Source organism: Ramlibacter sp., from assembly GCF_036676645.1.
Classification (GTDB): domain Bacteria; phylum Pseudomonadota; class Gammaproteobacteria; order Burkholderiales; family Burkholderiaceae_C; genus Ramlibacter.
This window is the reverse complement of the sequence record NZ_JAKFCM010000055.1, coordinates 1-26,886: the sequence shown is the minus strand read 5'-3', so window position 1 is coordinate 26,886 and position 26,886 is coordinate 1. Positions and strand designations below refer to the sequence as shown.

The window sequence follows — 26,886 nt, the reverse complement described above, 5'->3', positions numbered from 1 at the left end:
GCCGCCGCTGCCCACGCCTGGAGATGCCGTTACGGGTTCCACCAGTTGCCCGAGGCCACGATCATGGGGATCAGCTGCAGCTCGGAGTCGTAGTAGTCGGTGGTGAAGTTGCCGGCGTTCCAGTTCCACAGGTTGTCCAGGAAGGCCTGGAAGCGCGGGTCCACCATCGCGCCGCACAGCATCGGGCCGATCATCCCTTCCGGCGAGTAGCTGCGGTCCATCGCGTAGCCGTCCAGGTGGTAGCCGGCCGAGATGCGCGAGGCCTCGCCGCCGGTGTCGCCCTGCACGAAGCCCACCAGCTTGTTGCACACGTCGCGCCAGCGGGTGTCGCCCGAGGTCACGTAGTCGGTGCCCCAGCGCCACGGGTTGCGCTGCGCGTTGGCGTAGTAGTAGCCCTCGGTGTCCACGAAGTCGCCGTAGCCGCCCGGCGAGGGGATCGGGTTGTCGGTGTCGGTGTGGATGATGAAGTCCGGCATCAGGCCGCAATTGGGCGAGAACACGGTCTGCATGCGATCGATCAGCTCGTAGGAGCGGTCGATCGCGCGGTCCCACAGGGCGTCGCCGGTCGCGCGCTTGAACGCGCGGAAGTGCCCGGTCATGTAGTCGGAGGTGCGGCTCACGTGCGGCGTGGCCATGCCCTTGGTGGTGCCGTTCTCCTTCATGTTCCACGCCTTCATGGCGTTGATGGTCTCGATCGCCTCCTGCTTGTAGTTCCAGGCGCCGGTGGAGCCCCACTGGCGGTCGGCCATCAGCAGCGCCATGGCGATGTCGAGGTCGCCGTCCATGGCGTTCCAGCCGCCGCCGGCGGCATCGGTGGACGAGCCGTCGATGGTCAGGCGCCAGTCCAGCAGCCAGCGGCCGACGTCCGGGATGCTGTAGGCCGGACGCGCGCGCACGGTGGCCAGCAGGCCGTCGAAGATCGCGCGGGCCTCGGCGTCGTGGCCGGCCATCAGCACCGTGATCAGCATGCCGTAGCCCATGCCCTCGGACACGGTGAGGTAGGTGCCGGAATTGCCGAACTTCACGGCCTTGCCGCCCGGGACGGTGGGCACGTCGACGATGGCGCGCGCCTTCCAGGCGTCGTAGGAGCTGCGGATCACCGAGTCCATCTGCCCGGCGGCGGCCGACGGCAGGATGCCGGCCACGTAGGGATCGAGGCGCGAGCCGAACGGATAGGAGTTGGGACCGTCGACGGAGCGGCGTGCCGTCGAGGCACCCACGATGCCGGTGCTGGCGTTGTCCACGCCGGTGGCGAGGTCGCTGGCCGCGGAGCCGCCGCCACCACCGCCGCACGCGGCGAGGGCCAGCGCGACGGCCGAAGCGGAACCGGAACGAAGGAAGAGTCGTCTTTGCATTTTCAACTTGTTGAGTAGGGCGGCCTGGGCCGACAGCGGTACTGCCGCGCTCCTGTTGACCAGGTTGAAAGATGTGCCTCGGCGCTGGCCCTGCCCATCCGGCGCTGCGCCCATGGCGGCGCGGTCCGGTGCGGCTGGGCTGGTGAATGCCTCAGCGAGGAGCCCGGACTGTAGTAGGAGACGTCCCACAAACCGGCAGGCAGCCGGCCTACAAGCGTAACGAATGGGAGCTGCTGTCGAGCTGGCCCTGGCGGGGCCGTAACAGCATCTTCGGCCGGGGTTGCGGCCCCTGTTCAGGCAGTCAGCGAAACCGCCGAGGATGGGGCCCTGGCAGGCTCTGCGGCGGGTGCCGCCTCAGGGTTTGCCCGCAGTCCTGGCTCAGCCGTGGGGCGGCGATCCGGCAAGCTCGTCAAATCGGGTTACGACAAATCGAGCCGCGAAAGTTACGTTTGCTAGCGGCACGGAAGAGGAGGAAAGCCGGGCGGAAGAGCGGGACGGACGAGACGGCGGGGCCGGCGGGGAGAGCCGATACGCTGAACACGCGGGCGCGAGCGTCAGGCCGCGGGTGATGGATTGCGGCTCGAGGCCGCAATGACACCGGCTTTGCTCGAGGCTGCTGACACCGCTTTGCTCGAGGCCGCAATGACAAACACATGTCATCCCGGCGAACGCCGGGATCCATCTCCCGCCCTTGGCAACCGAACTGCCGTTGTTCGCTGATGCCGCGCTCAATGCGCAGCAGCCACCTTGCCGGCCTGCGCGCGCGAGCGGCGCTGCCGATCCAGGAACCAGGCCGCGGAATCCTGCAGCGCGGCCGGATAAGGCGTCCAGTCCATGCGCAGCTCGTGCGTGGCCGCCTCCACGTCCAGCTGCAGGTGGCGCTGCCACAACGCCACCAGCCCGGGCGTGATCGGCTCGGGCAGTCCGTCGACCGCGCGGCCCAGCCGTTGCGCGCCCTTGCGCGCCAGGTGCAGCACCGGCCCGGCCAGCAGCGCGTCCAGCCGCACGCGGCGCCCCGCCAGGCGCCGCACCGGCGTGGCCCCGATCGCCAGCGCCAGGTCGATGAAGTACTCGTTCCAGCGCGGGCTGTCCGGCGCCGCCAGGTTGAAGGTGCGGCGCTCGCCGCGCGCCAGCGGCAGCTCCAGCGAGCGCAGCGCGGCGGCGCAGACGTCGTCCACGTGCACGAGGTTGGACCAGCCGTCGCCCGCCACGCCCAGGTCGCCCAGCCGGCCGGCCTGCAGCCAGCGCCCGGTGCGCCCGACCCACAGCTCGCTGCCCGGCCCCCACACGCAGCCCGGCCGCAGCACGACGGCCTGGCCGCCGCCGCGGGCGAACGCCGCCACGTGCTGCTCGGCCTGGCGCTTGGCCTTGTCGTACCAGCCCAGCAGCGGGCCGGGTGCGGCGGACTCCGCGACCCGGCCTTCCAGCGCGCCGTACACCGACATGCTGCTCAGGTGCACCAGCCGGCGGCAGCGCGGCGAGGCGCCGGCGGCTTCGGCCAGCACGCGCGCGCCCTCGGCGATGGCCGCGCCGTCGCCGGCCACGCAATTGACCACGGCATCCAGGCCGCGCAGCGCCTCCTGCACGGCCGCGCGGTCGCGCGTGTCCACGCGCAGCTGCCCGTCCGCCGGCGTGGCCCGCGACGAAGCCGCAATCGCCTCCGCGCCGGCCGCGCGCAGCATCGCCACCAGCCGCGAGCCGATGTAGCCGCGCCCGCCCAGTACCAGCACCTTCATGCGGACCCCAAGGCGAGCGACGGACGACCTCGCGCCGTCCGGGCGCAATGGCCGCTCATGCGAACACCTCCCCGGCCGCCGCCCGGCGCGGCTGCAGCCGCTGCGCCAGCCGGTCGGCCAGCCGCAGCGACAGCGCCACGATGGTCAGCGTCGGATTGGCCTGGCTGGACGTCGGGAACACCGCGCTGCCGGCCACGTACAGGTTGTCCACCGAGTGCAGCTTGCAGTCGGCATCGACCACGCTGGTGCGCGGATCGGCGCCCATGCGGGCGGTGCCCACGTGGTGCCCGCCGTAGGCGCCGTAGCGCAGCAGGTCCTGCTCCAGCGTGGCCGGGTCGTACTCGAAGCGGCCGACGCCGGTGCGGGCCAGCTCGGCGGCCAGCAGGTCCAGCGTGCGCGCGATCGATTCGATGTCGCCGCGGCAGTAGCGCCAGTCCACCTTCAGCTTGCGCATCCCCAATGCATCCGCCGCGGCGGTGAGCTGCACGCGGCTGGACGCCAGCGGCTGCTGTTCGCCCTGCACCTCCAGGCTGAAGCGGTTGCTGCGGTTGCGCAGGATCACTGAGGGGAACTTGCGCTGGGCGAAGGTCCGCCGGCGCAGCCAGTGCGCCAGGAACGCCGCGGTGTCGCCCGGATCGCGCACCACGTTCAGCGCGTGGCGCGCCCAGTCGGCGCCGGTCAGCGGCTGTGCATCGCGCAGCCGCTTGCCGTATTCGTAGCTGATCAGCGCCTTGGCCAGCACCAGGCCCGACAGCACGCCGCTGCGGTGCGCCGGGTCGGTGATGCGCGGGAAGTGCAGCCGCGCCACGGCATTGAGCAGCCCGTGCCGGCGCTGCTGTTCCGCGACGATCGCCAGGCGGCGGCGGCAGTACACGCCGTCGGGCGCGACCTCGTAGCCATGGCGCACGCCGTCCGGGCTGCCGGAAACCGTGAGCGTGCCCACGTTGCCGGCGATGTGGCACTGGTAGTAGCGGCCGACCACGTCGTGCGCGTTGCCCACGCCCTGCGGCGCCACGTCGCTGGAGTGCAGCAGCAGGCGCGCGGTCTCCAGCCCGCCGGTGGCCAGCACCGCGGCGCGGGCGGCGACCTGGAAGCGGTTGCCCGCCAGCGTGGCGACCTCGAGCGCGCGCACGCGGGCGCCGTCCGGCTCCAGCCGGATCGCGGTGCAGTGCGCGCCGGCCAGCACGCGCAGGTCGGGCGCCAGCTCCAGCCGCTTGCGGTAGCGCACGCCGAAGTCGGTCGGGCAGGAAAAGCGTTCCAGCCCATGGGTGCTCACGATCTCGCTGTCGAATCCGGCGAGCAGCGGCGGCGCCGAGGGCAGGGCGGTGCGCGCGTCATAGGCGAAGCGGCCCGCCTCGGCCCAGGCGTTGGCCTGCGCGTACCACGGCAGCAGGCCCTCGTAGGAGATCGGCCAGCCGCTGTGCGCCACCCAGGGCCGCGCCTCCAGGTCGATCGGGTCCAGCGGCATGCAGCGACCGCCCCACAGGCTGGTGGAGCCGCCCAGCCCGCGCAGGCGGTAGCGGTGCAGCGGGCTGTGCAGGCGCTCGTCGGCCACCTCGCCCTCGTAGTGCGCCTGCGCCCGGCCGTCGCGCGTGCGCTCGCCGGCCTCCAGCAGCAGCACCGACAGGCCGCGGCCGGACAGCGACAGCGCCAGCGGAATGCCGGCGGCGCCGGCGCCGACCACGCAGACGTCGGCGGCCAGCACGCTGCCGCGCGGCACGGCGTTGGCGTGCTCGATCACGGACGCGCCCCGTCCTGCGGCTGCGCGCTCAGGCCGAACTGGCGCTGGTGGATGCGCGCCACGCCGGCGGCGAAGCGCGCGAGCGAGAACTGCGCCTCGTGCAGCGCGCGGCCGTTGCGCTCCAGCCGCTCGCGCAGCTCGTGCGCGGTCAGCACCTGGGCCAGCCCGCGCGCGATGCTGGCCGGATCGCCCGGCTCCACGAAGCAGGCGTCGCGCAGGTGCGCCAGCACGTGCGGGATCTCGCCCACCGGCGTGCACACCACCGCCACCCCGTGCGCCAGCGCTTCCAGGATCGCCAGCGGCAGGCCCTCGTCGTAGGACGGCAGCACCAGCACGTCGGCCTCGGCCAGCAACCGGCCCAGCTGGGCCTGGTCGGCCCAGCCGAAGAAGCGCACCCTGTGCGCGACGCGCAGGCGCTCGGCCTGGGCCGCATAGCCGGCGATGTCGCCGCCGCCGGCCAGCGTCAGCTGCAGCGGCACGCCGGCCAGCGCCGGCTGCACCAGCGCCTGCAGCAGGTCGGACACGCCCTTGCGCTCGGACAGGTTGCCCACGAACAGCACCTGCGGCGCCTGCCGGTGCCCGGCGCGCCGCCGCGGGGCGACCGGCTCCGGCACGCCGTTGATCACCACCTCGACCCGCTCGGCCGGCACGCGCAGCTCGCGCGTGACGAAGGCCGCCGACACCCGGCCCAACACCACGCAGGCCTGCGGCAGCGAGAAGATCCAGCGCACCAGCGCCTGCAGCGGGCGCGGCAGGCGCGCGTAGCTGTGGTGCAGCTGCGCGGCGTGCAGGTGCAGCACGGTGGGGATGCCCAGTGCGCGGCAGGCGGCCAGTACGATGGACTCGCGCACGAAGTCCAGCCGCTCGGCCATGTTGACGTGCACGCCGGCCAGCCGGCCGCCCATGCGCGCGCGCGCCAGCCGGCCGACCGCCCGCACCACCTGCCACAGGGACGCGGCGGCGCTGCCGCTGCCGCGCGTGTCCAGCGGCCGCAGCACCGGCCCGCCTTCGACCGCCGCCTGCGACTGGATCAGGTAGTCGGCCACCTTGTACATGCCGCCGCCCACCGGCGTCCACGGCACCGCGATGTAGATGAAGCGGCCTTCCCGCGCGGCAGCCGCGGCCGTGTCGTGCGCCGGAAGACCGAGGGTGGAAGAACTGTCCATCCGCCGGGTCATGAGCACATTTCCTGGCCGTGGCGGGCCGCGGTGTAGGGGTCCTGGATCACCAGGCTGGGAATGAGCGCCTGGGGCGGCTGCCGGCGCGCCAGCAGGCCGCGCAGCACGCCGGCCGCATGCACGTTCCACGACACGACCGAATAGATCGCGCGCGACAGCGAGCGCTTGCGCCAGGCCATCACGGCAACGGGCGCCAGCAGCAGCGCGCCGAAGGCCAGGGCCGCGTCGCGCGCCGCCAGCGGCCACAGCGGCGCACTGGCCAGCACGGCCCACCAGCCGATCACCGCCAGGTACAGCCGCAGTTCGCGCAGGCCCCGCAGCACGCCCCGGGCCCGGCCCTGGGCCAGGGCGGCGCGCAGCACCTCGCCGGCGCCGCAGGCGTAGCGCGAGCGCCAGCGGCGCAGCAGCAGCCGGTAGGGCGGCGAATCGTGGCCATGGTGGGTGACCGCATCGACCGGCAGCCGCCACAGCTTCCAGCCGCGCGCGCGCAGCCGCAGGGCGAGGTCGAACTCCTCGTAGCTGTGCAGGTTGCGATCGGAGAACCAGCCGGCTTCCTCGATCGCGCGGCGCCGGTACAGGCCGCCGCCGTCCAGCCGGTCGACCGCGCCCGGCCGGCGGTGCGCCTCGGCGCGCTGGCTGCGCTCGCCGCGCTCGCGGTATTCCACGCTGGCGGTGTTGAGCTCCACCACGCGCCCGGCCACGCCCGCGATCTCCGGGTGCTGCGCGAGGAAGGACAGGGCCTGCTCCAGGAAGCCCGGCACCATCTTCATGTCGCCGTCCACGATCTGCACGTACTCGCCCTGGCAGTGCTGCCAGCCCAGCTGCGGGCCGGCGCCGCAGCTGCGCTCCTGCGGGCGCGCCAGCTGCACGATGCGGATCGGGTAGCGGCGCGCCACCTGCACGGTGCCGTCGGTGGAAGCCGAGTCGGCCAGCACCACTTCGCCGTCCATGCCGGAGAGCGCCGCCAGGCAGCTCTCGATGGCCGCGGCGACGTTGGCTTCCTCGTTGAGCGCCTTGATGACGATCGAGACGCGGCAGGCCGGGCTGCGCTTCATTGCACCGGGCCCTCCGGCGAGAACACCTCCGCGCTGCGCAGCCGCCAGCGCTGCCAGCTGTCGGCCACGCGCGAGGGCATGAACAGGATCATCAGCAGCGTCAGCTGCCAGCGCCGGGTGAATGCCACGCAGCGCGCGTCGAGCAGGAAGCGCAGCGCCGTGCGGCGGTCGCCGGCGCCCAGCGCCTCGCGCGCCAGCGTCACTTCCTGCTGGCCCACGAACCACAGCGCCGACTTGCGGTGCCGCGCCGGGATGCGGCCGCTCAGCGCCTGCTCGCGCATGCGCTTGAGGAAGCCGGGCAGGGTGTCGCGCGGCTGGCGCGCCGACAGGCTGTCGGGCAGCACCCGGGTGGCGGCGAACGGCGCGTTGACGATCGCCACCGGCGAGGTGTCGGCCACCCGGAACCACAGGTCCAGGTCCTCGCCGTGGTGGTCGCCCTCGGCGAAGCAGGGCTGCATGGACTTCAGGCGGGCGGCACGGATCGCCACGCTGCTGGAGCAGAACGGCGACAGCCGCATCCAGCGCTGGCGCAGGTCCTCCACCACCTCGACCTCGTAGAAGCCCTCGGTCACCGGCCACGGGTCGGGATCGGCGCCCAGCAGGTGCGGCACCTTGCGAAAGCCCGCGCCCAGCATGTCGGCCTCGCGGCAGGCGCCGTGCGCCTGCGCCAGCGCGGCCAGCATCTCCGGGTGGTACCAGTCGTCGGCATCGAGGAAGGCGATCCAGTCGCCGGTGGCCTCGTCGATGCCGCGGTTGCGCGCCGCCGAGACGCCGGCGTTGCGCTGCCGGACCAGCCGCACGCGCGGATCGGGGATGCTCTCCACGGCGGCGGCGCTGCCGTCGGTGGAACCGTCGTCCACCACGATCACCTCGTGCGGGGGCAGCGTTTGCGCCAGCACCGACCGCAGGGCGCTGTGCACGTAGCGCGCCTTGTTGTACAGGGGCATGACGACGGAAAACTTCATGGAGCGGTCCTGAGGGTCGGTTCGATCGGCTGGGCGGGGACCACCCGCGTCGGGATGCGCGCGGCGGCGCCCGAGGCCACGGCGACGATGAGGAGGAAGTGCGTCATCACGTGGCTGCCGTAGTCGATCAGGATCAGCGGCACCTCGCTGATGGACAGCAGCGCGTGGCTCACGTACAGCGCCAGGCTCAGGCCGCCGGTGGCGCGCGCGTAGCGGAACGCCATCACCGTCAGCACCAGCGCGTACAGCACCAGCCCGACCGCGCCGACGGTGCCGGACCGGGCCAGCGTGTCGATCATCTGGTTGTGGCCGTGGGTCGCGTTGGCCATGCCGATCGATTCGCGGAAGTCGGCGTCCCACAGCGTCAGGCCGTAGCCGAACACCGGCTGGCGCGCCCACTCCTCCAGCGCCACCACCCAGATCCGGTCGCGGCCGGTCAGCGTGGCCAGCTGCGCGCCCTCGCGCGTGTCGAAGAAGTCGCTGACCAGCGTCGGCAGGTCGAACACCAGCACCGCCACCAGCAGCGCCAGCACGGCGGCGATCACGGCCAGGCACAGCCCCACGCCGAAGGAGTTGCGGCGCGGATCGCCGGCGCGCTGGACGGCCTCGGGGGCGCGGCGCACCAGCAGCAGGCAGGCGCCGCTGAGCAGGAAGCACAGCCAGGCCGTCTTGGACTGCGCCAGGAACAGCGCGCCCAGCCCCAGCGCCCAGCAGGCGACATTGAGCCAGCGGCTCCGGCAGGGCCGCGCCCACAGGATCACCAGCGCGGTCTGCGCCAGCATGCCCAGCAGGACCGGGTGGGTGGCCAGCCCGCCGAAGCGCGGCACGCCCGGCAGCAGGCCCTGGGTGTAGGAGGTGTCCAGCACCAGCGAAGGCCAGACCGGGATCAGCGCCGCGCTGGCCAGCAGGTAGACGAAGAGCGCGTCGCGCGTCACGGCGAAGATGCGTTCGCGGTCGCGCGGGCCGGCCAGCGTGCAGGCCAGCCCCAGCAGCAGCGGGTAGAGGTACTCGTGCGACAGGCTGGGATGCGAGCCGAACACGGCGGGCGCCGCCACCGTGGTCAGCCAGAAGAACAGGAAGGTCCAGGTCAGCATCGGCGCCGGCACCGGCTTGCGCCGCAGGAAGTGGCTCACGATGCGCTCCAGCGTCACCGCCAGCAGCATCAGCGAGACCCAGCGCTGCACCCACACCAGCAGCGGGTGGCGGGCGGTCTCGACGATCGCCTGCACTTCCCTTTCCAGCACCAGGAAGGACTGGGTGAGGTCGCGGCCGGACAGCAGCACCTCCATCGCCATCAGCACCAGCATGGCCGGGAACACCAGCCACAGCAGGCCGTCGCGGTTGAAGTCGAAGGGCTCGCTGCGGCGCTCGCGCGTCTTCACGATGGTCGCGTCGTCGACGCCGGCCGCGGGCTTGCGGCGCACCGGTTGGCGCTTCATGGCCGCACCCCCGGTCCGGCGGCCGCCCAGCGCGGCCCTGGCAGCAGGCGGGCGAGCACGCTGCGCGCCTCCGCGCCCAGCACCTGCGGGCGGGCGAAGACCAGGGCCACCAGCGCCCCCGTTCCGGCGATGCCGCCGGCCAGCAGCGAGACCACCGGCTGGCCGAGCGGCGCGGCGACCTCGCGCCCGGCCAGCACCGCGGCACCGGCGAGCGCGGCCAGCGCAACGCCCCGCAGAACGAAGGGCAGCAGGTCGCGCCAGCGCATGTCCAGCGCGCCCAGGCCGGTCGAGACCACCACCGCGGCGCGACCGAAGATCAGCACCACCGAGGCGAACACCACCGCGTGCAGCCCGACGTGCCGCGCCAGCAGCCACCAGGCCGGCAGCGCCAGCAGCAGCAGCGGCAGCTGCAGCGCGGCCTCCAGGTGCTTGCGGCGGGTGTTCCACAGCACCGGCGTGGACAGCCCCAGGCAGGCCCAGGCCGGCACGCACAGGAACATGACGGCCATCAGCCAGCCGGCGTCCAGCCACTCGTTGCCGTACAGCACCCGCACCAGGTCGCCGGCCAGCAGCGACATCATCACCGCGGCCGGCGTGAGGAACACCAGCGCGCAGGCCAGCAGGGTCAGCCAGGCCCTCGCCAGCTGCCGCGGCTTGTCCTGCAGGCGCGCGCCGGTGGCCAGGAAGGTCGGCTGGATGGCGTTGACCAGCAGCACGTTGGGGATGGAGGCGATGTTGTAGGCCACGCCGTACAGGCCCACGGCATGGGTGTTCAGCACGCGCCCGATCACGATGCGATCCATGTTCGACAGCAGCCAGTTGACGATGTTGGTCAGGAACACGGTGCGCCCGGTGGCCATCGTGTCGCCCCCCAGCGGGTGGCGCAGCAGCGGCCGCAGCGAGTGCGGGCGCGCCGCGAAGCTGCCGGCCAGCGCCACCGCCGCCTGCACCACGCAGGCCGCCGCCAGCGCCTGGGCGCCGTGGCCCTGCAGCGCCATCGGCACCCCGACCGCGAGGTAGCCGGCCGCGTAGCTGGCCATCTGCACCAGTCCCAGCACGCGGAAGTTCAGGTCGCGCTGCAGCAGGCAGGTGGACGGGCCGGCCAGCGCCATCAGCAGGCAGGCCGCCGCCAGCCAGTGCACCATGCGCTCGATGCGCGGGTCGCCGAAGAAGCCGGCGATCCCGCCGGCGCCGGCGTACATCGCAGCGGCGCATGCCACGCCGGCGATGGCCTGCCAGGTGAAGGCGAAACGCACGTCATCCGCGTCCACGTCCTTCTGCAGCATCAGGATGTAGCTGAACGCGTTGCCGGACAGGAAGGCGGCGAAGGTGAGCACGACCATGCCGATGCCGTACACGCCGTAGTTGCCCGGGCCCAGCAGGCGCGCCAGGATGACCTGCGCCACGAACTGGAGCAAGAAGCGGCCGCCGGTGGTCAGCGCGCTCCACTTGAACGCGCGCTCGGCGAGCGATCGGAGGGCGCCGTGGGTCATCGCCGGCCCGAGCCCCAGCGCCGCAGCACGATGCCGGCCATCAGGGCCAACGCTGCAAGCAGCACGCCCCGGTCGGTTCTGCGCTCGGGCTCGGACCCGGTCTGGGCGTCACGAGGGGCGGTGTCGTCCCCCAGTGCCGCCACGACCAGCGGTGCCGGCTGCGAGTCGGCCTTGGCGGCGGCGCCCGGGCCTGTCGCCGAGAGCCTGGCCTGCACCATCGCCGGCGGCGCATCGCGGCCTGTCATCGAAACGCCTCCGCCGGGCCCGCCGCCCCAGGCCGGCAGCAAGGCCATGCAGAGCGTGATCGCGGGGAAGAACTTGTACATCCGTTGTCCTGACCGTCCGTCGTTGCAAACGATTCTGGGACAACCCCCCTCGCCAATGGGGCGATGCAGCCATGGGGGTCATGGCTCTTTCAGGCTATTTCCCGATGGGGTTGGCGGATGGGTCGCGCGCGCATGTCATACGGGGGGTGCCGGAACACGGCAGTGCGGTCGCCAAGCGCGGGAAGGTGTCATTGCGGGCTTGACCCGCAATCCATCACCCGATGCCGGAACACGGCAGTGCGGTCGCCAGGCGCGGGAAGGTGTCATTGCGGGCTTGACCCGTAATCCATAACCCGATGCCGAAACACGGCAGTGCGGTTGCCAAGCGCGCGAGATGGATCCCGGCGTTCGCCGGGATGACATGGCAAGGGGAATGACATGGCAAGGGAGCCGTCATTACCGGCTTGCCCCCGCAATCCATCACCCGCGGCCCGAACGCGGCAGTGCGGTTGCCATGGGCGCCAGCCGTCGGGTCCGCGGTTCAGCCTTCCGCTTGCGCAGCCCGCGACCTCGGCCAGCGCAAAAGACCGGTGGACAACGCAGTGCCCAGCACGATCACCGCCGCGCAGGCAAGCATCCAGGCGGTGACGGTCTCGGACAGGAACAGCACGCCGTAGAGCACGGCGAACACCGGCACCACGAAGGTGACGGCCAGCGCACGCGCCGGTCCGGCTTCCTCGATCAGCCGGAAGTAGAGGATGTACGCCAGCCCCGTGCACACCACGCCCAGCGCGACCAGCGCCAGCCAGGCCCGCACGCCGGGCATCTGCTGCGGCCAGTACCAGATCGCCGGCAGCACGAGCGCGGCGGTGGCACCCAGCTGGCTGCCGGTGGCGGTCATCAGGGCCGGCAGGCCCGACAGGTACTTCTTGGTCGCGCTGGCCGCGATGCCGTAGCAGAGCGTCGCCAGCAGGCACGCCGCGACGGCCCAGCCGGGCGCCGCCATCGCCGAGTCGACCTGGAAGCTGCCCTTGTCGGCGGCCAGCAACGCGACACCGGCGAAGCCCACCACCAGGCCGAGCGCGCGCATGGGCGCGGGCCTGTCCTTCAGCCACACCCACGCGACTACGGCGCCGAACAGCGGCACCGTGGCGTTGAGGATGGCCGAGAGGCCGGTCGTGATCGTCGTCACCGCGAACGTGTAGAGCGCGAACGGGATGCCCGAGTTGACCAGCCCGACCGCGCACACCTTGGCCCAGTGCCGCCGCAGCAGCCGGCCTTGGCCGCGCCAGATCACCAGCGGCAGCAGGAAGGCCGCCGCGATCGTCACGCGCAGCGCAGCGGTGGGCATGGGGCCGAACTCGACCACCGCCAGCCGCATGAACAGGAAGGAGCCGCCCCAGATGGCCGCCAGCAGCGCGAAGTCGATGACCCAGGCGCGTGGCCCGCGCCCGCTCGAGGTCACCGTGCCCCCGAGTTGGCCGCCGCGACCGCTGCACGGCGTTCGGTCGGCCGTGCGGCGAGCACCAGGGCCCCCACGGTTGGCACTGGCGTGCCAGCACTGCCCCCCGAGGGGGCCTTCGCGCCTTCGGGCGGCCGTGCGGCGAGCACCAGGGCCCCCACGTTTGGCACTGGCGTGCCTGCACTGCCCCCCAGGGGGGCCTTCGCGCCTTCGGGCGGCCGTGCGGCGCTCAAGCTTGCCCCTCGAGCCGCAGCAGCGCGGTCTTGCGATCCAGCCCGCCCGCATAGCCGGTGAGCGAGCCGTCGGCGCCCAGCACGCGGTGGCAGGGCACGACGATGCTGACCGGGTTGCGGCCGACGGCCGCGCCCACCGCGCGCGCCGCCGCCGGCGCGCCCAGGCCGGCGCTCAACTGCCCGTAGGTGCGGCGCTCGCCGCGCGGGATGGCCAGCAGCGCCTGCCACACCGATTGCTGGAACGGCGTGCCGCCCTGCAGATCCAGCGGCAGGTCGAAGTTCGCGCGGCGCCCGGCGAAGTACTCGTCGAGCTGCTGCTTGGCCTGCACCAGCACGGGATGCGCAGGATCCATGCGCCAGCCGCTGCTGTCCGGGTGGTGGCGCTGGCCGTCGAACCAGACGCCGGCCAGGCCGCGATCGGTGGCCGCCAGCAGCATGCCGCCGAGCGGGCTCGGGTGGCGCGCGGCAACGAGGGATGGGTGGAACTTCATGTGGGGTCCTTCGCGATTCGATCGTTGCCGACCAGGGAGCGGGCCGGAATGACGGGGCGGGCCGGGATGACGGGGCGGGCCGGGATGACAGGCGAGGCCGGCCTGGCGGCGGCGGCGGCGCCGACGGCCAGCCCCGCCCATGCCCGGATCACCGCATAGCTGCGCCAGGGTTTCCACGCCTGCGACGCCGCTTCCGCCGCGCGCGCCGGCTGGCGCTGCTGCTGCACGCCCAGCGCCTTGTGCAGCGCCACGTCGCCGGCCGGGAAGGCATCGGGCCAGCGCAGCGCGCGCATGGCGATGTACTGCGCGGTCCAGTCGCCGATGCCGGGCAGCGCCTTCAGGGCCTGGATCGTGGCCTGCACGTCGGCGCCGCCGTGCAGCGGCAGGGTGCCGGCTTGCACCGCCCGGGCCAGCGCGACGATGGCGGCCTGCCGCTGTCGCACGATGCCCAGCACGCCGAGCGCATCGCCTTCGGCGCCAGCCAGCGCCTGCGGCGTCGGGAACAGTCGCGCCAGGCCCGGCTGGCCGGTTTCGATCGGCTGGCCGAAGCGCTCGACCATGCGATGGGCCAGCGTGCGCGCGGCGGCCACCGTGATCTGCTGTCCCAGCACGGCGCGCACCGCCAGTTCCCAGCCGCAGAAGGCACCCGGCACGCGCAGCCCGTCGCCGCCGGGGAAAGCGTCCTGCAGCACGGCGTTGACGGCCAGCGGGTCGCAGTCCAGGTCGAAGGCCGCGCGGGCCCGCCGGATCACCTGCGGCAGGGCCTCGTGCAGCGACTCGCTCACGCGCAGGACCAGCTGGTGGCGCGGCTCGTCGAATCCGGCCTCGATCCAGCCGGCATGCTCGCGCCCGGCCACCGATACCTGCAGCGTGCGCAGCAGGTGGCCATCGGCCGTGACCTGCTCCATCCCGGCGATGGCCCGCTGGCCGAAGAAGGACAGCATCGCCGCCGCGTCATAGGGTGGCCGCCAGCCCAGCCGCACCCGCAGACCTTCGCTGCCCTGCTGCGCACCCGCGCGCCGCAGCTGGGTCGGCGACAGGCCGTAGTGCTGCACGAAGGCGGCATTGAAGCGGCGCAGGCTGCCGAAGCCGCTGACCAGCGCCACCTGGGTGATCGGCAACCGGGTGTCGGCCAGCAGTTGCTTGGCGGTGAGCAGCCGCCGCGTCTGCAGGTACTGCAGCGGCGAGACGCCGAATTGCGCCTCGAAGATGCGGCGCACGTGGCGCTCGCTCACGCCCAGCCGCGCGGCCAGCTGCTCGACCGTGGGGACCGAGCCGTTCCAGGCGTCGGGCTCGTCGAGCAGGCGCGCCGCCTGCTGCGCCAGGATGCTGCCGGCGTCCTGCATCGACCAGGCCAGCGCGTGCGGCGCCAGCTCGGGCCGGCAGCGCAGGCAGGGACGGAAGCCGGCCCGCTCGGCCTGCGCCGCATGCGGGAAGAAGCGGCAGTTCTCGCGCTTGGGCGTGCGCACCCGGCAGACCGGCCGGCAATAGATGCCGGTCGAGGTGACCCCGGTGAAGAAGCTGCCGTCGAAGCGCGGGTCGCGCGCCTTCAGCGCCAGGTAGCAGGCGTCCGGCTGCAGGGTGTCGTCGGGGGGCATGGCGCTCATCATAGGTTTTCGCCGGCACCCGACTCGCCGTTTCCGGACATGTGCCTGCGGCCCGCGTGCCTAGAATTGCCGGTTCACCTTCACGCCGTTCCACACCCCAGCCATGCAAGTCGACGCATCCATCTTCAAGGCCTACGACGTCCGGGGCATCGTGCCCTCGACCCTGAACGAAGAGGTCGCCGAAGGGTTGGGCCGTGCGTTCGGCACGCTGGCGAAGCAGGAAGGCGAGGCCACCGTCGCCGTCGGCCGCGACGGGCGCCTGTCCGGCCCCGCGCTGTCGGCGGCGCTGGTTCGCGGCCTGCTGTCGGCCGGCGTCGACGTGATCGACGTCGGCAGGGTCACCACGCCGATGCTGTACTTCGCCGCCAGCACGCTGTGCAGCAGCGGCATCCAGGTCACCGGCAGCCACAACCCCAAGGACTACAACGGCTTCAAGATGGTGCTGGCCGGCCGCGCCATCTACGGCGAGGAGATCCAGGCCCTGCGCCGCGTGATGGAGAGGCAAGAGTGGGCCGGCGGCGGCGCCGGCAAGGTGCGCAACATCAACGTGTTCGGCCCGTACCGCGACCGCATCGCCGGCGACGTGAAGCTGGCCCGCCGGATGAAGATCGTGGTCGACTCCGGCAACGGCGTGGCCGGCGCGTCGGCCCCGGCCATCTTCCGTGCGCTCGGCTGCGAGGTGGTCGAGCTGTTCAGCGAGGTCGACGGCAACTTCCCCAACCACCACCCCGACCCCAGCAAGCCCGAGAACCTGAAGGACCTGGTCGCCGCGCTGCAGTCCACCGGCGCCGAGCTGGGGCTGGCCTTCGACGGCGACGGCGACCGGCTGGGCATCATCACCCGCAACGGCCACAACATCTACCCCGACCGCCAGATGATGCTGTTCGCTCGCGACGTGCTCTCGCGCGTGCCGGGCGGCACCATCCTGTTCGACGTCAAGTGCACGCAGCGGCTGGCCCCGGCCATCCGCCAGGCGGGCGGCACGCCGCTGATGTACAAGACCGGCCACTCGCTGATCAAGGCCAAGATGAAGGAAGTCGGCTCGCCGCTGGGCGGCGAGATGAGCGGCCACGTGTTCTTCAAGGAGCGCTGGTTCGGCTTCGACGACGGCACCTATGCCGGTGCGCGGCTGCTGGAGATCCTGTCGCGCGAGCAGGACCCGAGCGCGGTGCTGGAGGCGCTGCCCACCAGCTTCTCGACGCCGGAGCTGAACGTGAAGTGCGCCGAGGGCGAGCCGCACCGCATCGTCGCCGAGCTGATGGCCAAGGCCCGCTTCGCGCCGCCGGCGGAGGTGTCCACCATCGACGGCGTGCGCGTCGACTGGCCCGACGGCTTCGGCCTGGTGCGCGCGTCCAACACCACGCCGGTGCTGGTGCTGCGCTTCGAGGGGCAGACGCAGGAAGCGCTGCACCGCATCGAAGGCGAGATGCTGGCGCTGCTGCGCAGCGTCAAGCCCGACGCGCAGGTCGCGGCGGCGGCGCACTGACGGGTCACGGCGGCTTCGAAGGTGTCGTTGCGGCCCCGAATGGTGTCATTGCGGCCTTGAGCCGCAATCCATCACCCGCGGCCCGAATGCGCGCCCGTGTGTTCAGCGCGCGGGAGATGGATCCCGGCGTTCGCCGGGATGACATGCATTGGTCATCGCGGCCTCAAGGGCGTCATCGCGACCTCAGCGTTGCCCTTGCGGCCCAAAGTGGTGTCATTGCGGCCTCGAGCCGCAATCCATCACCCGCGGCCTGAATGTCGCCCTTGCGTGTTCAGCCCGCAGCCGTCGGACCGCCCCGCCGCCGGACGACATGCGGCATGAAGTGACAATCCCCCGGTGGACATCCTGATCGTCAAGCTCTCCTCCCTGGGTGACGTGGTGCATGCCATGCCCGCGGTGCAGGACCTGCGCGCGGCGCGGCCGGGTGCGCGCATCGACTGGGTGGTGGAGCGCGCCTTCGCGCCGCTGGTGCGGCGCTGCGAAGGAGTGGACCGGGTGATCCCGCTGGAGCTGCGCCGCTGGCGGCGCGCGCCGCTGGCGCCGGCCACGCGGCAGGAGTGGCGCGCATTCCGGCAGGAACTGCAGGCGCAGGCCTACGACGCCGTGATCGACCTGCAGGGGCTGACCAAGTCCGCACTCGTCGCGCGCACGGCGCGGCTGGCCGAAGGCGGCCGGCGCTACGCACTGGCCAACCGCACCGAGGGCTCCAGCTACGAGGCCCCGACGCGCTGGATCGCCGACGTCGCCGTGCGCGTGCCCGCGCGCAGCCACGCCGTGCAGCGCTCGCGCGAGCTGTGCGCGGCCGCACTGGGCTACGAACTGCCGGCGCAGCTGCGCTACGGCCTGCACGCCGAGCCTCACCACAACCAGGACGTGCCGCATCGCGACCAGGGCGTGCCGGACTACGAACAGCGCCTGCCTCCCCACGACCAGCGCGAGCCGCACCACCACCCCGGCGAACCCCGCCCCTGCATCGCCTTCGTGCACGGCAGCTCGCGCGAGGACAAGTGCTGGCCGCAGCCCCACTGGATCGAGCTGGGGAAGAAACTGGTCGCCGAGGGCTTCGCCATCGGCCTGCCGCACGGCAGCGACGCCGAGCGCCGGCGCAGCGAAGGCCTGGCCGCCGCCATCGGCCCGCACGCGCAGGTGTGGCCGCGGCTGGACCTGGGCGTGCTGGCCGACCGGCTGGCCGGCTGCGCCGGCGTGATCGGCGTGGACAGCGGCCTGAGCCACATCGCGGTGGCGCTCGACCTGCCGCACGTGCAGATCTACAACTTCGACACCGCCTGGCGCACCGGCCCCGAAGTGCCCGGGGTGCCGCAAGGGCGCCAGCGCAGCGTGTATGGTTCGCCCTGCCCGTCGCTGCCGGCCGTGTGGGAGGCCTGGCGCGCGCTCGGCTGAACGGACCCGCTCGTTGCTGCCACCCCCCTGGCGATCGGCACCGCACGTCCACAGGACACAAGACCCCCATGATCCGACGCTTCTATTCGCTGGTGATGCGCGGCGCGCAGCCGCTGCTGCGCCGCAAGCTGCGCCGCCGCGGCGAGGCCGAGCCCGGCTACCTGGAAGCGGTCGACGAACGCTTCGGCTACTACGAGCAGCCCGCCGTGCCCGGTGCGCTCTGGGTGCACGCCGTGTCGCTGGGCGAGACGCGCGCGGCCGCCATCCTGGTGGACGCCCTGCGCCGGCTGGACCCGTCGCTGCGCCTGCTGCTCACGCACGGCACTGCAACCGGCCGCGCCGAAGGGGCCAGGCTGCTGCGCGACGGCGACGTGCAGGCCTGGCTGCCCTGGGACACGCCGCAGGCGGTGCAGCGCTTCCTGGCGCACTTCCGCCCGAGCGCCGGCGTGCTGATGGAAACCGAGGTCTGGCCCAACCTGGCCGAAGCCTGCCGCGGCGCCCGCGTGCCGCTGGTGCTGGCCAACGCGCGCCTGTCGGACAAGTCGCTGCGGCAGGCGCTGCGGATGAAGCGGCTGGCCCGGCCGGCCTATGCGTCGCTGGCTGCCGTGTGGGCGCAGACCGAGGCCGACGCGCAGCGGCTGGCGCGCGCGGGCGCCACTGTGTCCGGCGTATTCGGCAACCTGAAGTTCGACGCCGAACCGGACTCGCGGCTGCTGGCGCAGGGCCGCGCCTGGCGCCAGGCTGCGACGCAGCCGGTGGTCATGTTCGCCAGCTCGCGCGAGGGCGAGGAGGCCGAGTTCCTGCGCGTGCTCGCGGCGCGGCGCGAGGCTTCGCGGGCCACGCCCACGAGCACGCCCACCGCCCCAACCGCGGACCCGGCCTGGCTCCTGGTGCCGCGCCACCCGCAGCGCTTCGACGAGGTGGCGGCGCTGGTGCAGGGCGCCGGCCTGTCGGTCGTGCGGCGCAGCGGCTGGGGTGACCAGGGACCCGGTCCGGCGCAGGTGTGGATCGGCGACTCGCTGGGCGAGATGCCGCTCTACTACGGCCTGGCCGACGTGGCGCTGCTCGGCGGCAGCTTCCTGCCGCTGGGCGGCCAGAACCTGATCGAGGCCGCCGCGTGCGGCTGCCCGGTTGTGATGGGGCCGCACACCTTCAATTTCGCCGAGGCGGCCGACAACGCGCAGGCCGCCGGGGCGGCGGTGCGGGTGCGCACGCTGGAGGAGGGCGTGCGCCAGGCGGTGGCCATCGCCTCCGACCCGCGGCGCCGGGGGCAGCACGCCGAGGCCGCGCTGCGCTTTGCCGACGCGCACCGCGGCGCCGCCGCGCGGACGGCGCAGGCGCTGCTGCAACTGCTCGGCCGGCCGCAGGCCACTGAGCGCACCGGCATCCAGAGGGCAGGAGATGGATCCCGGCGTTCGCCGGGATGACACGACGCGGCGTGCGACGGGATGACACGGCAACAGAGGTGTCATGGCGGGCTTGACTCGCCATCCATCACCCGGTGCCGAAACACGGCCGTGCGATAGCCCAGGGCGGGAGATGGATCCCGGCGTTCGCCGGGATGACACGACGCGGCGTGCGACGGGATGGCACGGCAACAGAGGTGTCATGGCGGGCTTGACCCGCCATCCATCACCCGGTGCCGAAACACGGCCGTGCGATAGCCCAGGGCGGGAGATGGATCCCGGCGTTCGCCGGGATGACACGGCTGGTGTTCGCCGGGGATGACACGGCTGGCGTTCGCCGGGCTGACACGACGCGGCGTCCGCCGGGATGGCACGGCGGGTGCCATGGCGGGCCGCGGCCGCTCACCCCATCTCGAACTGCAGCCACTCGCCGTCGTGCGACAGCAGCACCCGCTCGCGGGTCGTCTTGCAGGTCCAGGTCTGCTGCAGGCCGGGATCGGGGATCGCCAGGGTCCGGACGTCGAAGACCACCTCGCACAGGCCGTGCTCGCGCCGGGCGCTCTCGTAGCGGATCGCCTGCACCGGTGGATCCAGGCTGCGCACGTGGGCGGCGAGCGCGTGGCAGTGCGAGTGATCGTCCGGGTGCCGCCAGTCGGCCCGGCGTTCGGACCAGGGCGGCTGCGTGAGGTCCAGCTCCGAACCGGCGAAGCGGGCCTGGAAGAAGGTCAGCTCGGTGATCACCTGCTGCTCGCGCAGCCCGTCCGAGTCCATGAAGAAGCGCCAGCGCCAGTGCGCGAGCTCCGCGGCCACCGTCGCCGGTTCGTCGGCGCCGTACCAGGCGCCCGGCTCGCCGGGACGGCGGAAGCGCGAAGGCCAGGGCGAGGCGTAGCGAAAGGGCGTGAACAGCAGGTAGTGCGCGCCGGCAGCGCCCGGTGGCAGACGGGGCTTGCTGCCCTCGAGCAGCTGCTCCAGCAGTTCCTGGCCGGCCAGGTCGTCGACCAGGCGCATGGTGGCGACCCGGTGCTGGGCCTCCACCCCGCGCCAGAGGGCGCGCTCGCGCGGCTGCACCTGCGCCAGCCCCTCGGCGGGCCAGGGCATCAGACCAGCGCGCGCGCGCCGTCGAGGTAGCTCACGACGCGCACCAGCCCGTCGACCTTCTGGATGGCGTCCTTCGGCGCTTCGTTGAAGGCGCGGTTGAAGCTGGACATCCAGATCCGGCGGTGGCGGTCGTCGTTGCCCACCAGGGCGTCCAGCGAGCGGTACACCCGCACCAGCAGGGTGGCCAGTTCGGCCGGCTTGCTGCCGATGTCGAGGCGGGCCTTGCCGGCGGCCATGCGCGACATGTGCGACTCGCTCACGCCGACCACCCGCGCGATGGCGGCGTTCGACAGCCCCAGGAGGCCGCCTGCGCGCACCAGCGCCTGGGTCAGCACGGCGCCGGCGGCCCCGGGGGCCGGCTGGCGGGTGAAGTGGCGGGGTTCGGTCATGGGGCTTGGAATGCTTTCTGTGGCAATTATGGGCTGCAGATGTTGCTTTGGCAAGCCGCCGCGGCCGAAAGTTCCCCGGCTGGCCGCCCGCCTGCCGGCCGAGCCGCGTTGCCGCGTTCCACGGTCGAGCTGCCCTCGGCCACGCTTCGCGGCCTCGGCGGTACAGTAGCCCCCTCCCTGCAACTTCCCACCCGCTGCAGACCGGCACCGGGTCCCGGGCACGGCGGCGCGCTCCGCGCCGGACCCTGCCCGACCCGGCCCCCGCGAGGTTCACCTCCCGGGGTGACTTCGCGGCCGGCACCCCTTGATGAAAGCCTTCAACCTCCAGCTCCGTTTCCTCCTGCCGTTGATCGTCGTCCTGATCGCGGCCGCCTACCTGGCGCTGCCGATCATGGACCGCCTCACGCTGCGCTGGTTCGCGCGCGACATGAACATGCGCGGCAACCTGGTGGCCAACACGCTGTCCGAATCCATCGCCGAGGCCCTGCAGGACCCCAAGGGCCGCAAGCTGCAGGCGCTGTTCAACCGGGCGGTGGAAGACGAGCGGATGGTGGCGATCGGCTGGTGCTCGCCGTTCGGCGAGCTGATGGTGCGGACCGCCAACTTTCCGCGCGACCTGCAATGCAGCGACGCCGAGCAGCTCAGCGCCGAGCCCGACCCGCAGCTGCGCCTGCCGGGCGGCCCGGTGCACGTGAGCTCGCACCCGGTGCGCGCCGAGTCGGGCCCGGTCGGCCAGCTGGTGCTGCTGCACGACATGAGCTTCATCGACCGGCGCAGCCAGGACACGCGCCAGTACCTGATCATCCTGATCGCCGGCCTCGGCGTGATCATCGCGCTGGTCACCATGGCCGTGGCGCAGCTGAGCTGGCGCGGCTGGGTCTCCGGCACGCGCGCGCTGCTGCGCGGCGAAGGCCTGATCCGCCCGCTGGGCGGCGGCGCGCCCGAACTGGCCCCGATCGCGGCCGAGCTGCGCTCGCGCCTGCGCGACCTGGAGGACGAGTACCGCCGCAGCCAGATCCAGGAAACCGGCTGGGACGCCCCGCGCCTGCAGGCCCTGCTGCGCAGCCAGCTGCGCGGCGACCAGGTGATCGTGGTGTCCAACCGCGAGCCCTACATCCACGAGAAGGGCAAGGACGGCAAGACCTTCGTGCGCCGGCCCGCCAGCGGCCTGGTGACCGCGGTCGAGCCGGTGATGCGCGCCTGCTCCGGCACCTGGATCGCGCACGGCAGCGGCAGCGCCGACCGCGCCGTGGTCGACCGGCACGACCGCGTGCAGCTGCCGCCCGGCAAGAGCGAATACCAGCTGCGCCGCATCTGGATGACCGAGCAGGAGGAGCAGGGCTACTACTACGGCTTCGCCAACGAGGGCCTGTGGCCGCTGTGCCACGTGGCGCACGTGCGGCCGGTGTTCCGCGAATCCGACTGGGAGGCCTACCGCGCGATCAACCAGCGCTTCGCCGACGCGGTGGTGGCCGAGGCGCGCAGCGAGGACCCGATCGTGCTGGTGCAGGACTACCACTTCGCGCTGCTGCCGGCCATGGTGCGGGCCAAGCTGCCGCGCGCGACCATCCTGACCTTCTGGCACATCCCCTGGCCCAACCCCGAGTCGTTCGGCATCTGCCCGTGGCGCCAGGAGATCCTGGAAGGCCTGCTGGGCAGCACCATCATGGGCTTCCACACGCCCTTCCACTGCAAGAACTTCATCGACGCGGTCGACCGCTACCTGGAGGCGCGCATCGAGCACGAGCACTCCACCGTGTCGTACCGCGGCGAGCAGACCTTCGTCGAGGCCTACCCGATCTCGATCGAGTGGCCTTCGGCGCTGCAGACCACGCAGCAGCCGTCGCCGCAGGAGTGCCGGCGCCAGGTGTGCGAGGCGCTGGACATCCCCGGCTCGCACCACATCGCGGTGGGCGTGGACCGCTTCGACTACACCAAGGGCATCCTGGAGCGCCTGCATGCGGTCGAGCGCCTGATGGAGAAGCACCCCGAGTGGCGCGACCGCTTCACCTTCGTGCAGGTGGCCGCGCCCACGCGCGCGCAGCTGGAGGAGTACCAGGCCTTCCAGCAGCGCATCACCCAGCTGACCGCGCGCATCAACGAGCGCTTCGGCAGGAACGGCCGCGAGATCGTGCGCCTGCTGGCGCAGCACCACGAACACGAGGAGGTCAACCGCCTGTACCGCGCCGCCGACGTCTGCCTGGTCACCAGCCTGCACGACGGCATGAACCTGGTGTGCAAGGAATTCGTCGCCGCGCGCGACGACGAGCAGGGCGTGCTGATCCTCAGCCGCTTCGCCGGCGCCGCGCGCGACATGCCCGAGGCGCTGGTGGTCAACCCCTACCACGTCGAGGAAGTCGCCGACGCGCTGCACCGTGCGCTGCTGATGCCGGCGGCCGAGCAGCGCGAGCGCATGTCCAACCTGCGCAACTCCGTGCGCGAGTACAACGTCTACCGCTGGGCCGGCCGCATGCTCACCGACGCCGCCCGCTGGCGCCTGCGCGAGCGCATCTCCGAGCGCGTGCAGCGGCACGGTGGCGGCGAGGGCACGAATGGCAACGGCCGCGGGCGGATGGCGGCTTAGGGGGGCTCCCTCATGTCGTGCCGACGACCTTCATTCATCCCGGCGCCCCTCATGTGATCGCGGCCCCTCATGTCGTCCCGGCGCCCCTCATGTCATCCCGGCGCAAGCCGGGATCCATCTCCCGACGCCCAATGCGCAGCCGCGCGTATTCATGCGCCAGGTGATGGATTGCGGCTCAAGGCCGCAATGACAAGGTATGTGTCATCCCGGCCCCCTCGTGTCATCCCAACCCCCTCGTGTCATCCCGGCCCCCTCGTGTCATCCCGGCGAAAGCCGGGATCCATCTCCCGACGCCCAATGCGCAGCCGTGCGTATTCAGGCGCCGGGTGATGGATTGCGGCTCAAGGCCGCAATGACACGTCCTGGCATGAGCCGTCCCGCCGCTGTCGAATCCGCGTTCCCCGATTCGTCGTAGCCTAGACGGGAGCCTCCGCTCCCGCCCTTGCGAAAGGAGATCCCGATGCGATTCATGGTGATGGTCAAGGCCACGGCCGACAGCGAGGCGGGCGTGATGCCCTCGGAAGAGCTGCTCGCCGCGATGGGCCGCTTCAACGAAGAGCTGGTCAAGGCCGGCGTGATGCTCTCGGGCGAGGGGTTGCACCCCAGCTCCAAAGGCGTGCGGGTGCGCTTTGCCGGGCGCGACCGCACGGTCGTCGACGGCCCGTTCGCCGAAACCAAGGAGCTGGTCGCCGGCTTCTGGATCTGGCAATGCGCCTCGATGCAGGACGCCATCGACTGGGTCAAGCGCTGCCCCAACCCCATGCCCGGCCCCTCGGAGATCGAGATCCGCCCCATCTTCGAAGCCGACGACTTCGGCGAAGCCTTTACGCCCGAGCTGCGCGAGCAGGAAGACCGGCTGCGGGAGGAGCTCGCACGGAAGGCCGCCCGACCGTGACGGCGCTTGCATCCATGCGAAAGCCGCTGAGCGCACATGGGAGCCACTGACCGGCCATGATCTTCGCGCTGTCCGCCACTGGCGGGACGCTGCTCGTCTTCGGCTCCGATGCCGAGGCGCTGGCGCACGCGGAGGAGGTGGCCGGCGGCTGGCAGTTCTTCGACGATGCCGGTGCGCCCCTGCAGCTGGTGACCGCCGGCGAGCATCCGCGCTGCTTCTTCGTTGCACCGGACACCTTGTACCTGCGCCCCGGCGGTAGCGAGGCCACGTTGGGAGAGCGGCTGGGGGAGGTGAAGGGCGTGCAAGGGACGGCCGCGCTGGACGACGTGGAGGCCGTGCGCGCGCACCTGGCAGGGCGGTGAAGGCGCTTCCTTGTCATCCCGGCCCCCTTCATGTCATCCCGGCCCCCTTCACGTCATCCCGGCCTCCCCTCATGTCATCCCAGGATCCCCTCATGTCATCCCGGCGAAAGCCGGGATCCATCTCCCGACGCCAAATAGGCAGCCGCGCGTGTTCAGTCGGCAGGTGATGGATTGCGGCTTAAGGCCGCAATGACACAACTCGCGGCCGCAATGACAAAGCTAGCGGCCGCAAGACATGCGAGTGGGTTAGGCTAGCCCCACCATGCCATCCTTGCCGCCGCTGGTCACCGCTGCGCTCGTGGTCCTCGCCACCTTCGGCATCGCCGTCGTGCTGGGCGCGCTCACGCGCAACACCTTCTTCTCGGTGGTCGCGCCGCTCGCCGTGCCGGTGCTGGTGATGACCCCGGGGCTGCGCGGGCCAACCTTGGGGCAAACCTTGCTGGTCGCGCTTCCCTACGTGATTGGCGGCGCGCTGCTGTCGATCGTGGTGTCGCTGGCGGGGGTGTACGCGGGGCGCTGGCTGCGCGGCCGGCTATCCGACAGGAAGGGGAGGGGCGCTGGCTGAGTGCTTTGCGGATCAGACGCCGAGAGGAGCAATGACAAATGCTTGTCATCCCGGCGCGAGCCGCGACCCATCTCTCGCCGCCGGCGCGACGTTGTACGTGTTCGGGCGGCCGGTGATGGATTGCGGCTCGAGGCCGCAATGACACCGGATATCGCGCGCAGCAACTCGTGTGCCTAGGCGACCGGCAATGGATCGCGGTTCGAGGCCGTAATGCCGTCGCGAGCAGGCCCATGAACAGCCTCCCGCAAGGCCTCCACCAACGCCACCCCCTCATCCGTCACGCGCTCCCCCGCATCCGCCGGCAGGTTCCCCGGCGCATAGTCGTTGGTCGGGTGCCCCAGCCGCTTGAACACGCTGGCGTGGATCTTCTCGTTCAGGGTCGCCGGCATCCCGATGGCGCGCACGTGCCGGGGCAGCAGCTGGTACAGCCCCACGAATTCATCGCGCATCTCGCCGTGCGCATTCGGGTCCACGCGCATCGCCAGGTACTGCCGGTCCAGCCGCAGCCCGGCCTGCATCGCCTTGGCCGCCATCCACATGAAAGCGTGGTCCGACAGGCCGCAATCACTGTAGCCGCCGCCCACGTTGCAGTGCACGCCAGCGAACCAGGCCTGCTCCACGCCGGGCCGCGGCTCGCCGGTCGACTTCCACAGGCTGGGCTTGAAGGCGCCGCGCCGCTCGTCGATCGACAGCGCGTGGAAGGCATGGCGCACGTGCCGCCCCAGCGTCTCGTCGTGGAAGCCGTGCGCGAGCGCGCTGCCGTCCGTCAGCAGCCGCACCGTCTTGCGCAGCAGCCCGTAGCGCGTGAGCGCCGGCACGCCCAGCGAACCGACCGTGTCCCACACGCCCATGAAGTGGATCCCGATGTCGCGCTGCTTCGCCTTGAATCCTTCGGCGCGCCGGCGGCCGGCATCGTCGCTGGCCTTGCGATACAGCTCGTAGGCCTGGTCGACCTCGGCGCGCCCGGAAGACGACAGCCCGCAGCGACCGATCATCCCGGCCAGCGACCGCACCGTGTACGCACCGCGGCTGAAGCCGAACAGGAACACCCGGTCGTCCGGCCGATGCTGCCCGGCGATCCAGGCATAGGCCTGCTTGATGTTGCCGGTGAGGCCCAGGCCCAGCAGCCCGCCGGTCCAGCGGTCCAGGCCGTGGCGAGTGCCCACGCCGGTGTCGTAGTAGACCGGCTGGTCGGCGGCGTCCTCGACGGCGCGCGCCATCTTGACCACGTTGGAGGGCACGTTGCGCCCCCGGTCCTTCTGTTGCGGCGTGTTCCAGGTGCCGTCGCAGCACACCACCAGGTTGCGTCCCATCGCGTGCCCCTCCCATCGGCCGTGCGGCCGTGGGCGCGAATTGTGGTCGGGCGGGCGCCGGCGTCAATGCCGAGTTTCGTCAAACTCACGGGGGGTGCGGTGGGAGTTCGCCCAGTCCAGGTCACCCCGGGGAAAAGCGGGGTCACCACGAGCCCGCCCAGTCCGTGTCATCCTGGCGAAAGCCAGGATCCATCACCAGGGCGTCGAACATGTGCGGCGGCTGGTTCAAGGTCCGGAGATGGATTCCGGCTTCCGCCCATTAGCGCTAACATAAATCAAGGCTCTTGAGGTATCCTCTACTCATCCATGGCGATGAGAAGAGGCCCTTCATGAAACAGTTGGCGCCGCAGCCGTCTTCAGAGCGCA

General features: G+C 72.1%; 22 protein-coding genes. 7 read left to right on the top strand and 15 right to left on the bottom strand.

Annotation, left to right across the window (positions count from 1 at the left end):
• Nucleotides 1-29: 29 nt before the first annotated feature.
• The 12 genes from V6M57_RS09315 to V6M57_RS09260 form a co-directional block, all read right to left on the bottom strand.
• Nucleotides 30-1,355, bottom strand: coding sequence for a glycosyl hydrolase family 8 (locus tag V6M57_RS09315; protein WP_332814709.1), 1,326 nt, complete (start codon nucleotides 1,353-1,355; stop codon nucleotides 30-32).
• Nucleotides 1,356-2,083: 728 nt separating this feature from the next.
• Complete coding sequence (locus V6M57_RS09310; RefSeq protein WP_332814708.1) at nucleotides 2,084-3,091, bottom strand: NAD-dependent epimerase/dehydratase family protein; 1,008 nt, start codon at nucleotides 3,089-3,091, stop codon at nucleotides 2,084-2,086.
• Between the two features lie 55 nt (nucleotides 3,092-3,146).
• Nucleotides 3,147-4,832: a GMC family oxidoreductase gene (locus V6M57_RS09305; RefSeq protein WP_332814707.1), complete on the bottom strand. Its 1,686-nt coding sequence runs from the start codon at nucleotides 4,830-4,832 to the stop codon at nucleotides 3,147-3,149.
• Nucleotides 4,829-5,998: a glycosyltransferase family 4 protein gene (locus V6M57_RS09300; protein ID WP_332814706.1), complete on the bottom strand. Its 1,170-nt coding sequence runs from the start codon at nucleotides 5,996-5,998 to the stop codon at nucleotides 4,829-4,831. Before V6M57_RS09300 ends, V6M57_RS09305 begins: the two co-directional genes overlap by 4 nt.
• 8 nt (nucleotides 5,999-6,006) lie before the next feature.
• On the bottom strand, nucleotides 6,007-7,065 hold the full coding sequence (locus V6M57_RS09295; protein WP_332814705.1) for a glycosyltransferase family 2 protein: 1,059 nt from the start codon (nucleotides 7,063-7,065) through the stop codon (nucleotides 6,007-6,009).
• A complete protein-coding gene (locus tag V6M57_RS09290) occupies nucleotides 7,062-8,030 on the bottom strand; it encodes a glycosyltransferase family 2 protein (protein WP_332814704.1) in 969 nt (322 codons plus the stop codon). Before V6M57_RS09290 ends, V6M57_RS09295 begins: the two co-directional genes overlap by 4 nt.
• Nucleotides 8,027-9,469: an O-antigen ligase family protein gene (locus tag V6M57_RS09285; RefSeq protein WP_332814703.1), complete on the bottom strand. Its 1,443-nt coding sequence runs from the start codon at nucleotides 9,467-9,469 to the stop codon at nucleotides 8,027-8,029. Before V6M57_RS09285 ends, V6M57_RS09290 begins: the two co-directional genes overlap by 4 nt.
• On the bottom strand, nucleotides 9,466-10,962 hold the full coding sequence (locus V6M57_RS09280) for an oligosaccharide flippase family protein (RefSeq protein WP_332814702.1): 1,497 nt from the start codon (nucleotides 10,960-10,962) through the stop codon (nucleotides 9,466-9,468). Before V6M57_RS09280 ends, V6M57_RS09285 begins: the two co-directional genes overlap by 4 nt.
• Nucleotides 10,959-11,288: a hypothetical protein gene (locus V6M57_RS09275; protein ID WP_332814701.1), complete on the bottom strand. Its 330-nt coding sequence runs from the start codon at nucleotides 11,286-11,288 to the stop codon at nucleotides 10,959-10,961. The genes V6M57_RS09280 and V6M57_RS09275 overlap by 4 nt, the downstream gene beginning before the upstream one ends.
• Before the next feature lie 481 nt (nucleotides 11,289-11,769).
• Nucleotides 11,770-12,693 carry a DMT family transporter gene (locus V6M57_RS09270; protein ID WP_332814700.1) on the bottom strand — a complete coding sequence of 308 codons (924 nt, stop codon included), beginning with the start codon at nucleotides 12,691-12,693 and terminating at the stop codon, nucleotides 11,770-11,772.
• 226 nt (nucleotides 12,694-12,919) lie between these two features.
• Entirely contained in the window at nucleotides 12,920-13,414 is a 495-nt protein-coding gene (locus V6M57_RS09265) for a methylated-DNA--[protein]-cysteine S-methyltransferase (protein ID WP_332814699.1), read from the bottom strand.
• Nucleotides 13,411-15,024, bottom strand: a complete 1,614-nt coding sequence (locus V6M57_RS09260; protein ID WP_442968801.1) for a DNA-3-methyladenine glycosylase 2 family protein — start codon at nucleotides 15,022-15,024, stop codon at nucleotides 13,411-13,413. Before V6M57_RS09260 ends, V6M57_RS09265 begins: the two co-directional genes overlap by 4 nt.
• Nucleotides 15,025-15,124: 100 nt before the next feature.
• Here V6M57_RS09260 and V6M57_RS09255 point away from each other — a divergent pair, with 100 nt between their 5' ends.
• The 3 genes from V6M57_RS09255 (at nucleotide 15,125) to V6M57_RS09245 (ending at nucleotide 19,335) form a co-directional block, all read left to right on the top strand.
• Entirely contained in the window at nucleotides 15,125-16,507 is a 1,383-nt protein-coding gene (locus V6M57_RS09255; RefSeq protein WP_332814697.1) for a phosphomannomutase/phosphoglucomutase, read from the top strand.
• Nucleotides 16,508-16,843: 336 nt separating this feature from the next.
• The gene (gene waaC / locus V6M57_RS09250; protein ID WP_332814696.1) at nucleotides 16,844-17,908 is read left to right on the top strand and encodes a lipopolysaccharide heptosyltransferase I; all 1,065 of its coding nucleotides are present in this window, start codon (nucleotides 16,844-16,846) and stop codon (nucleotides 17,906-17,908) included.
• Nucleotides 17,909-17,976: 68 nt separating this feature from the next.
• The gene (locus V6M57_RS09245; protein ID WP_332814695.1) at nucleotides 17,977-19,335 is read left to right on the top strand and encodes a 3-deoxy-D-manno-octulosonic acid transferase; all 1,359 of its coding nucleotides are present in this window, start codon (nucleotides 17,977-17,979) and stop codon (nucleotides 19,333-19,335) included.
• A 381-nt stretch (nucleotides 19,336-19,716) separates the two neighbouring features.
• Here V6M57_RS09245 and V6M57_RS09240 read toward each other — a convergent pair whose 3' ends face one another.
• Nucleotides 19,717-20,412: an RES family NAD+ phosphorylase gene (locus V6M57_RS09240; RefSeq protein WP_332814694.1), complete on the bottom strand. Its 696-nt coding sequence runs from the start codon at nucleotides 20,410-20,412 to the stop codon at nucleotides 19,717-19,719.
• Nucleotides 20,412-20,801: an MbcA/ParS/Xre antitoxin family protein gene (locus tag V6M57_RS09235; RefSeq protein ID WP_332814693.1), complete on the bottom strand. Its 390-nt coding sequence runs from the start codon at nucleotides 20,799-20,801 to the stop codon at nucleotides 20,412-20,414. Before V6M57_RS09235 ends, V6M57_RS09240 begins: the two co-directional genes overlap by 1 nt.
• A gap of 307 nt (nucleotides 20,802-21,108) precedes the next feature.
• On the opposite strand from V6M57_RS09235, the gene V6M57_RS09230 reads away from it, so the two are divergent.
• From V6M57_RS09230 to V6M57_RS09215, 4 genes are all read left to right on the top strand, one after another.
• Nucleotides 21,109-23,385: an alpha,alpha-trehalose-phosphate synthase (UDP-forming) gene (locus tag V6M57_RS09230; protein WP_332814692.1), complete on the top strand. Its 2,277-nt coding sequence runs from the start codon at nucleotides 21,109-21,111 to the stop codon at nucleotides 23,383-23,385.
• A 460-nt stretch (nucleotides 23,386-23,845) separates the two neighbouring features.
• On the top strand, nucleotides 23,846-24,280 hold the full coding sequence (locus V6M57_RS09225; protein WP_332814691.1) for a YciI family protein: 435 nt from the start codon (nucleotides 23,846-23,848) through the stop codon (nucleotides 24,278-24,280).
• 56 nt (nucleotides 24,281-24,336) lie between these two features.
• Nucleotides 24,337-24,642, top strand: a complete 306-nt coding sequence (locus tag V6M57_RS09220) for a hypothetical protein (RefSeq protein WP_332814690.1) — start codon at nucleotides 24,337-24,339, stop codon at nucleotides 24,640-24,642.
• Between the two features lie 271 nt (nucleotides 24,643-24,913).
• Nucleotides 24,914-25,207: a hypothetical protein gene (locus tag V6M57_RS09215; protein ID WP_332814689.1), complete on the top strand. Its 294-nt coding sequence runs from the start codon at nucleotides 24,914-24,916 to the stop codon at nucleotides 25,205-25,207.
• A 173-nt stretch (nucleotides 25,208-25,380) separates the two neighbouring features.
• On the opposite strand, the gene V6M57_RS09210 is transcribed toward V6M57_RS09215, so the two are convergent.
• Entirely contained in the window at nucleotides 25,381-26,520 is a 1,140-nt protein-coding gene (locus V6M57_RS09210; protein WP_332814688.1) for a DUF2235 domain-containing protein, read from the bottom strand.
• Between the last annotated feature and the right edge of the window lie 366 nt (nucleotides 26,521-26,886).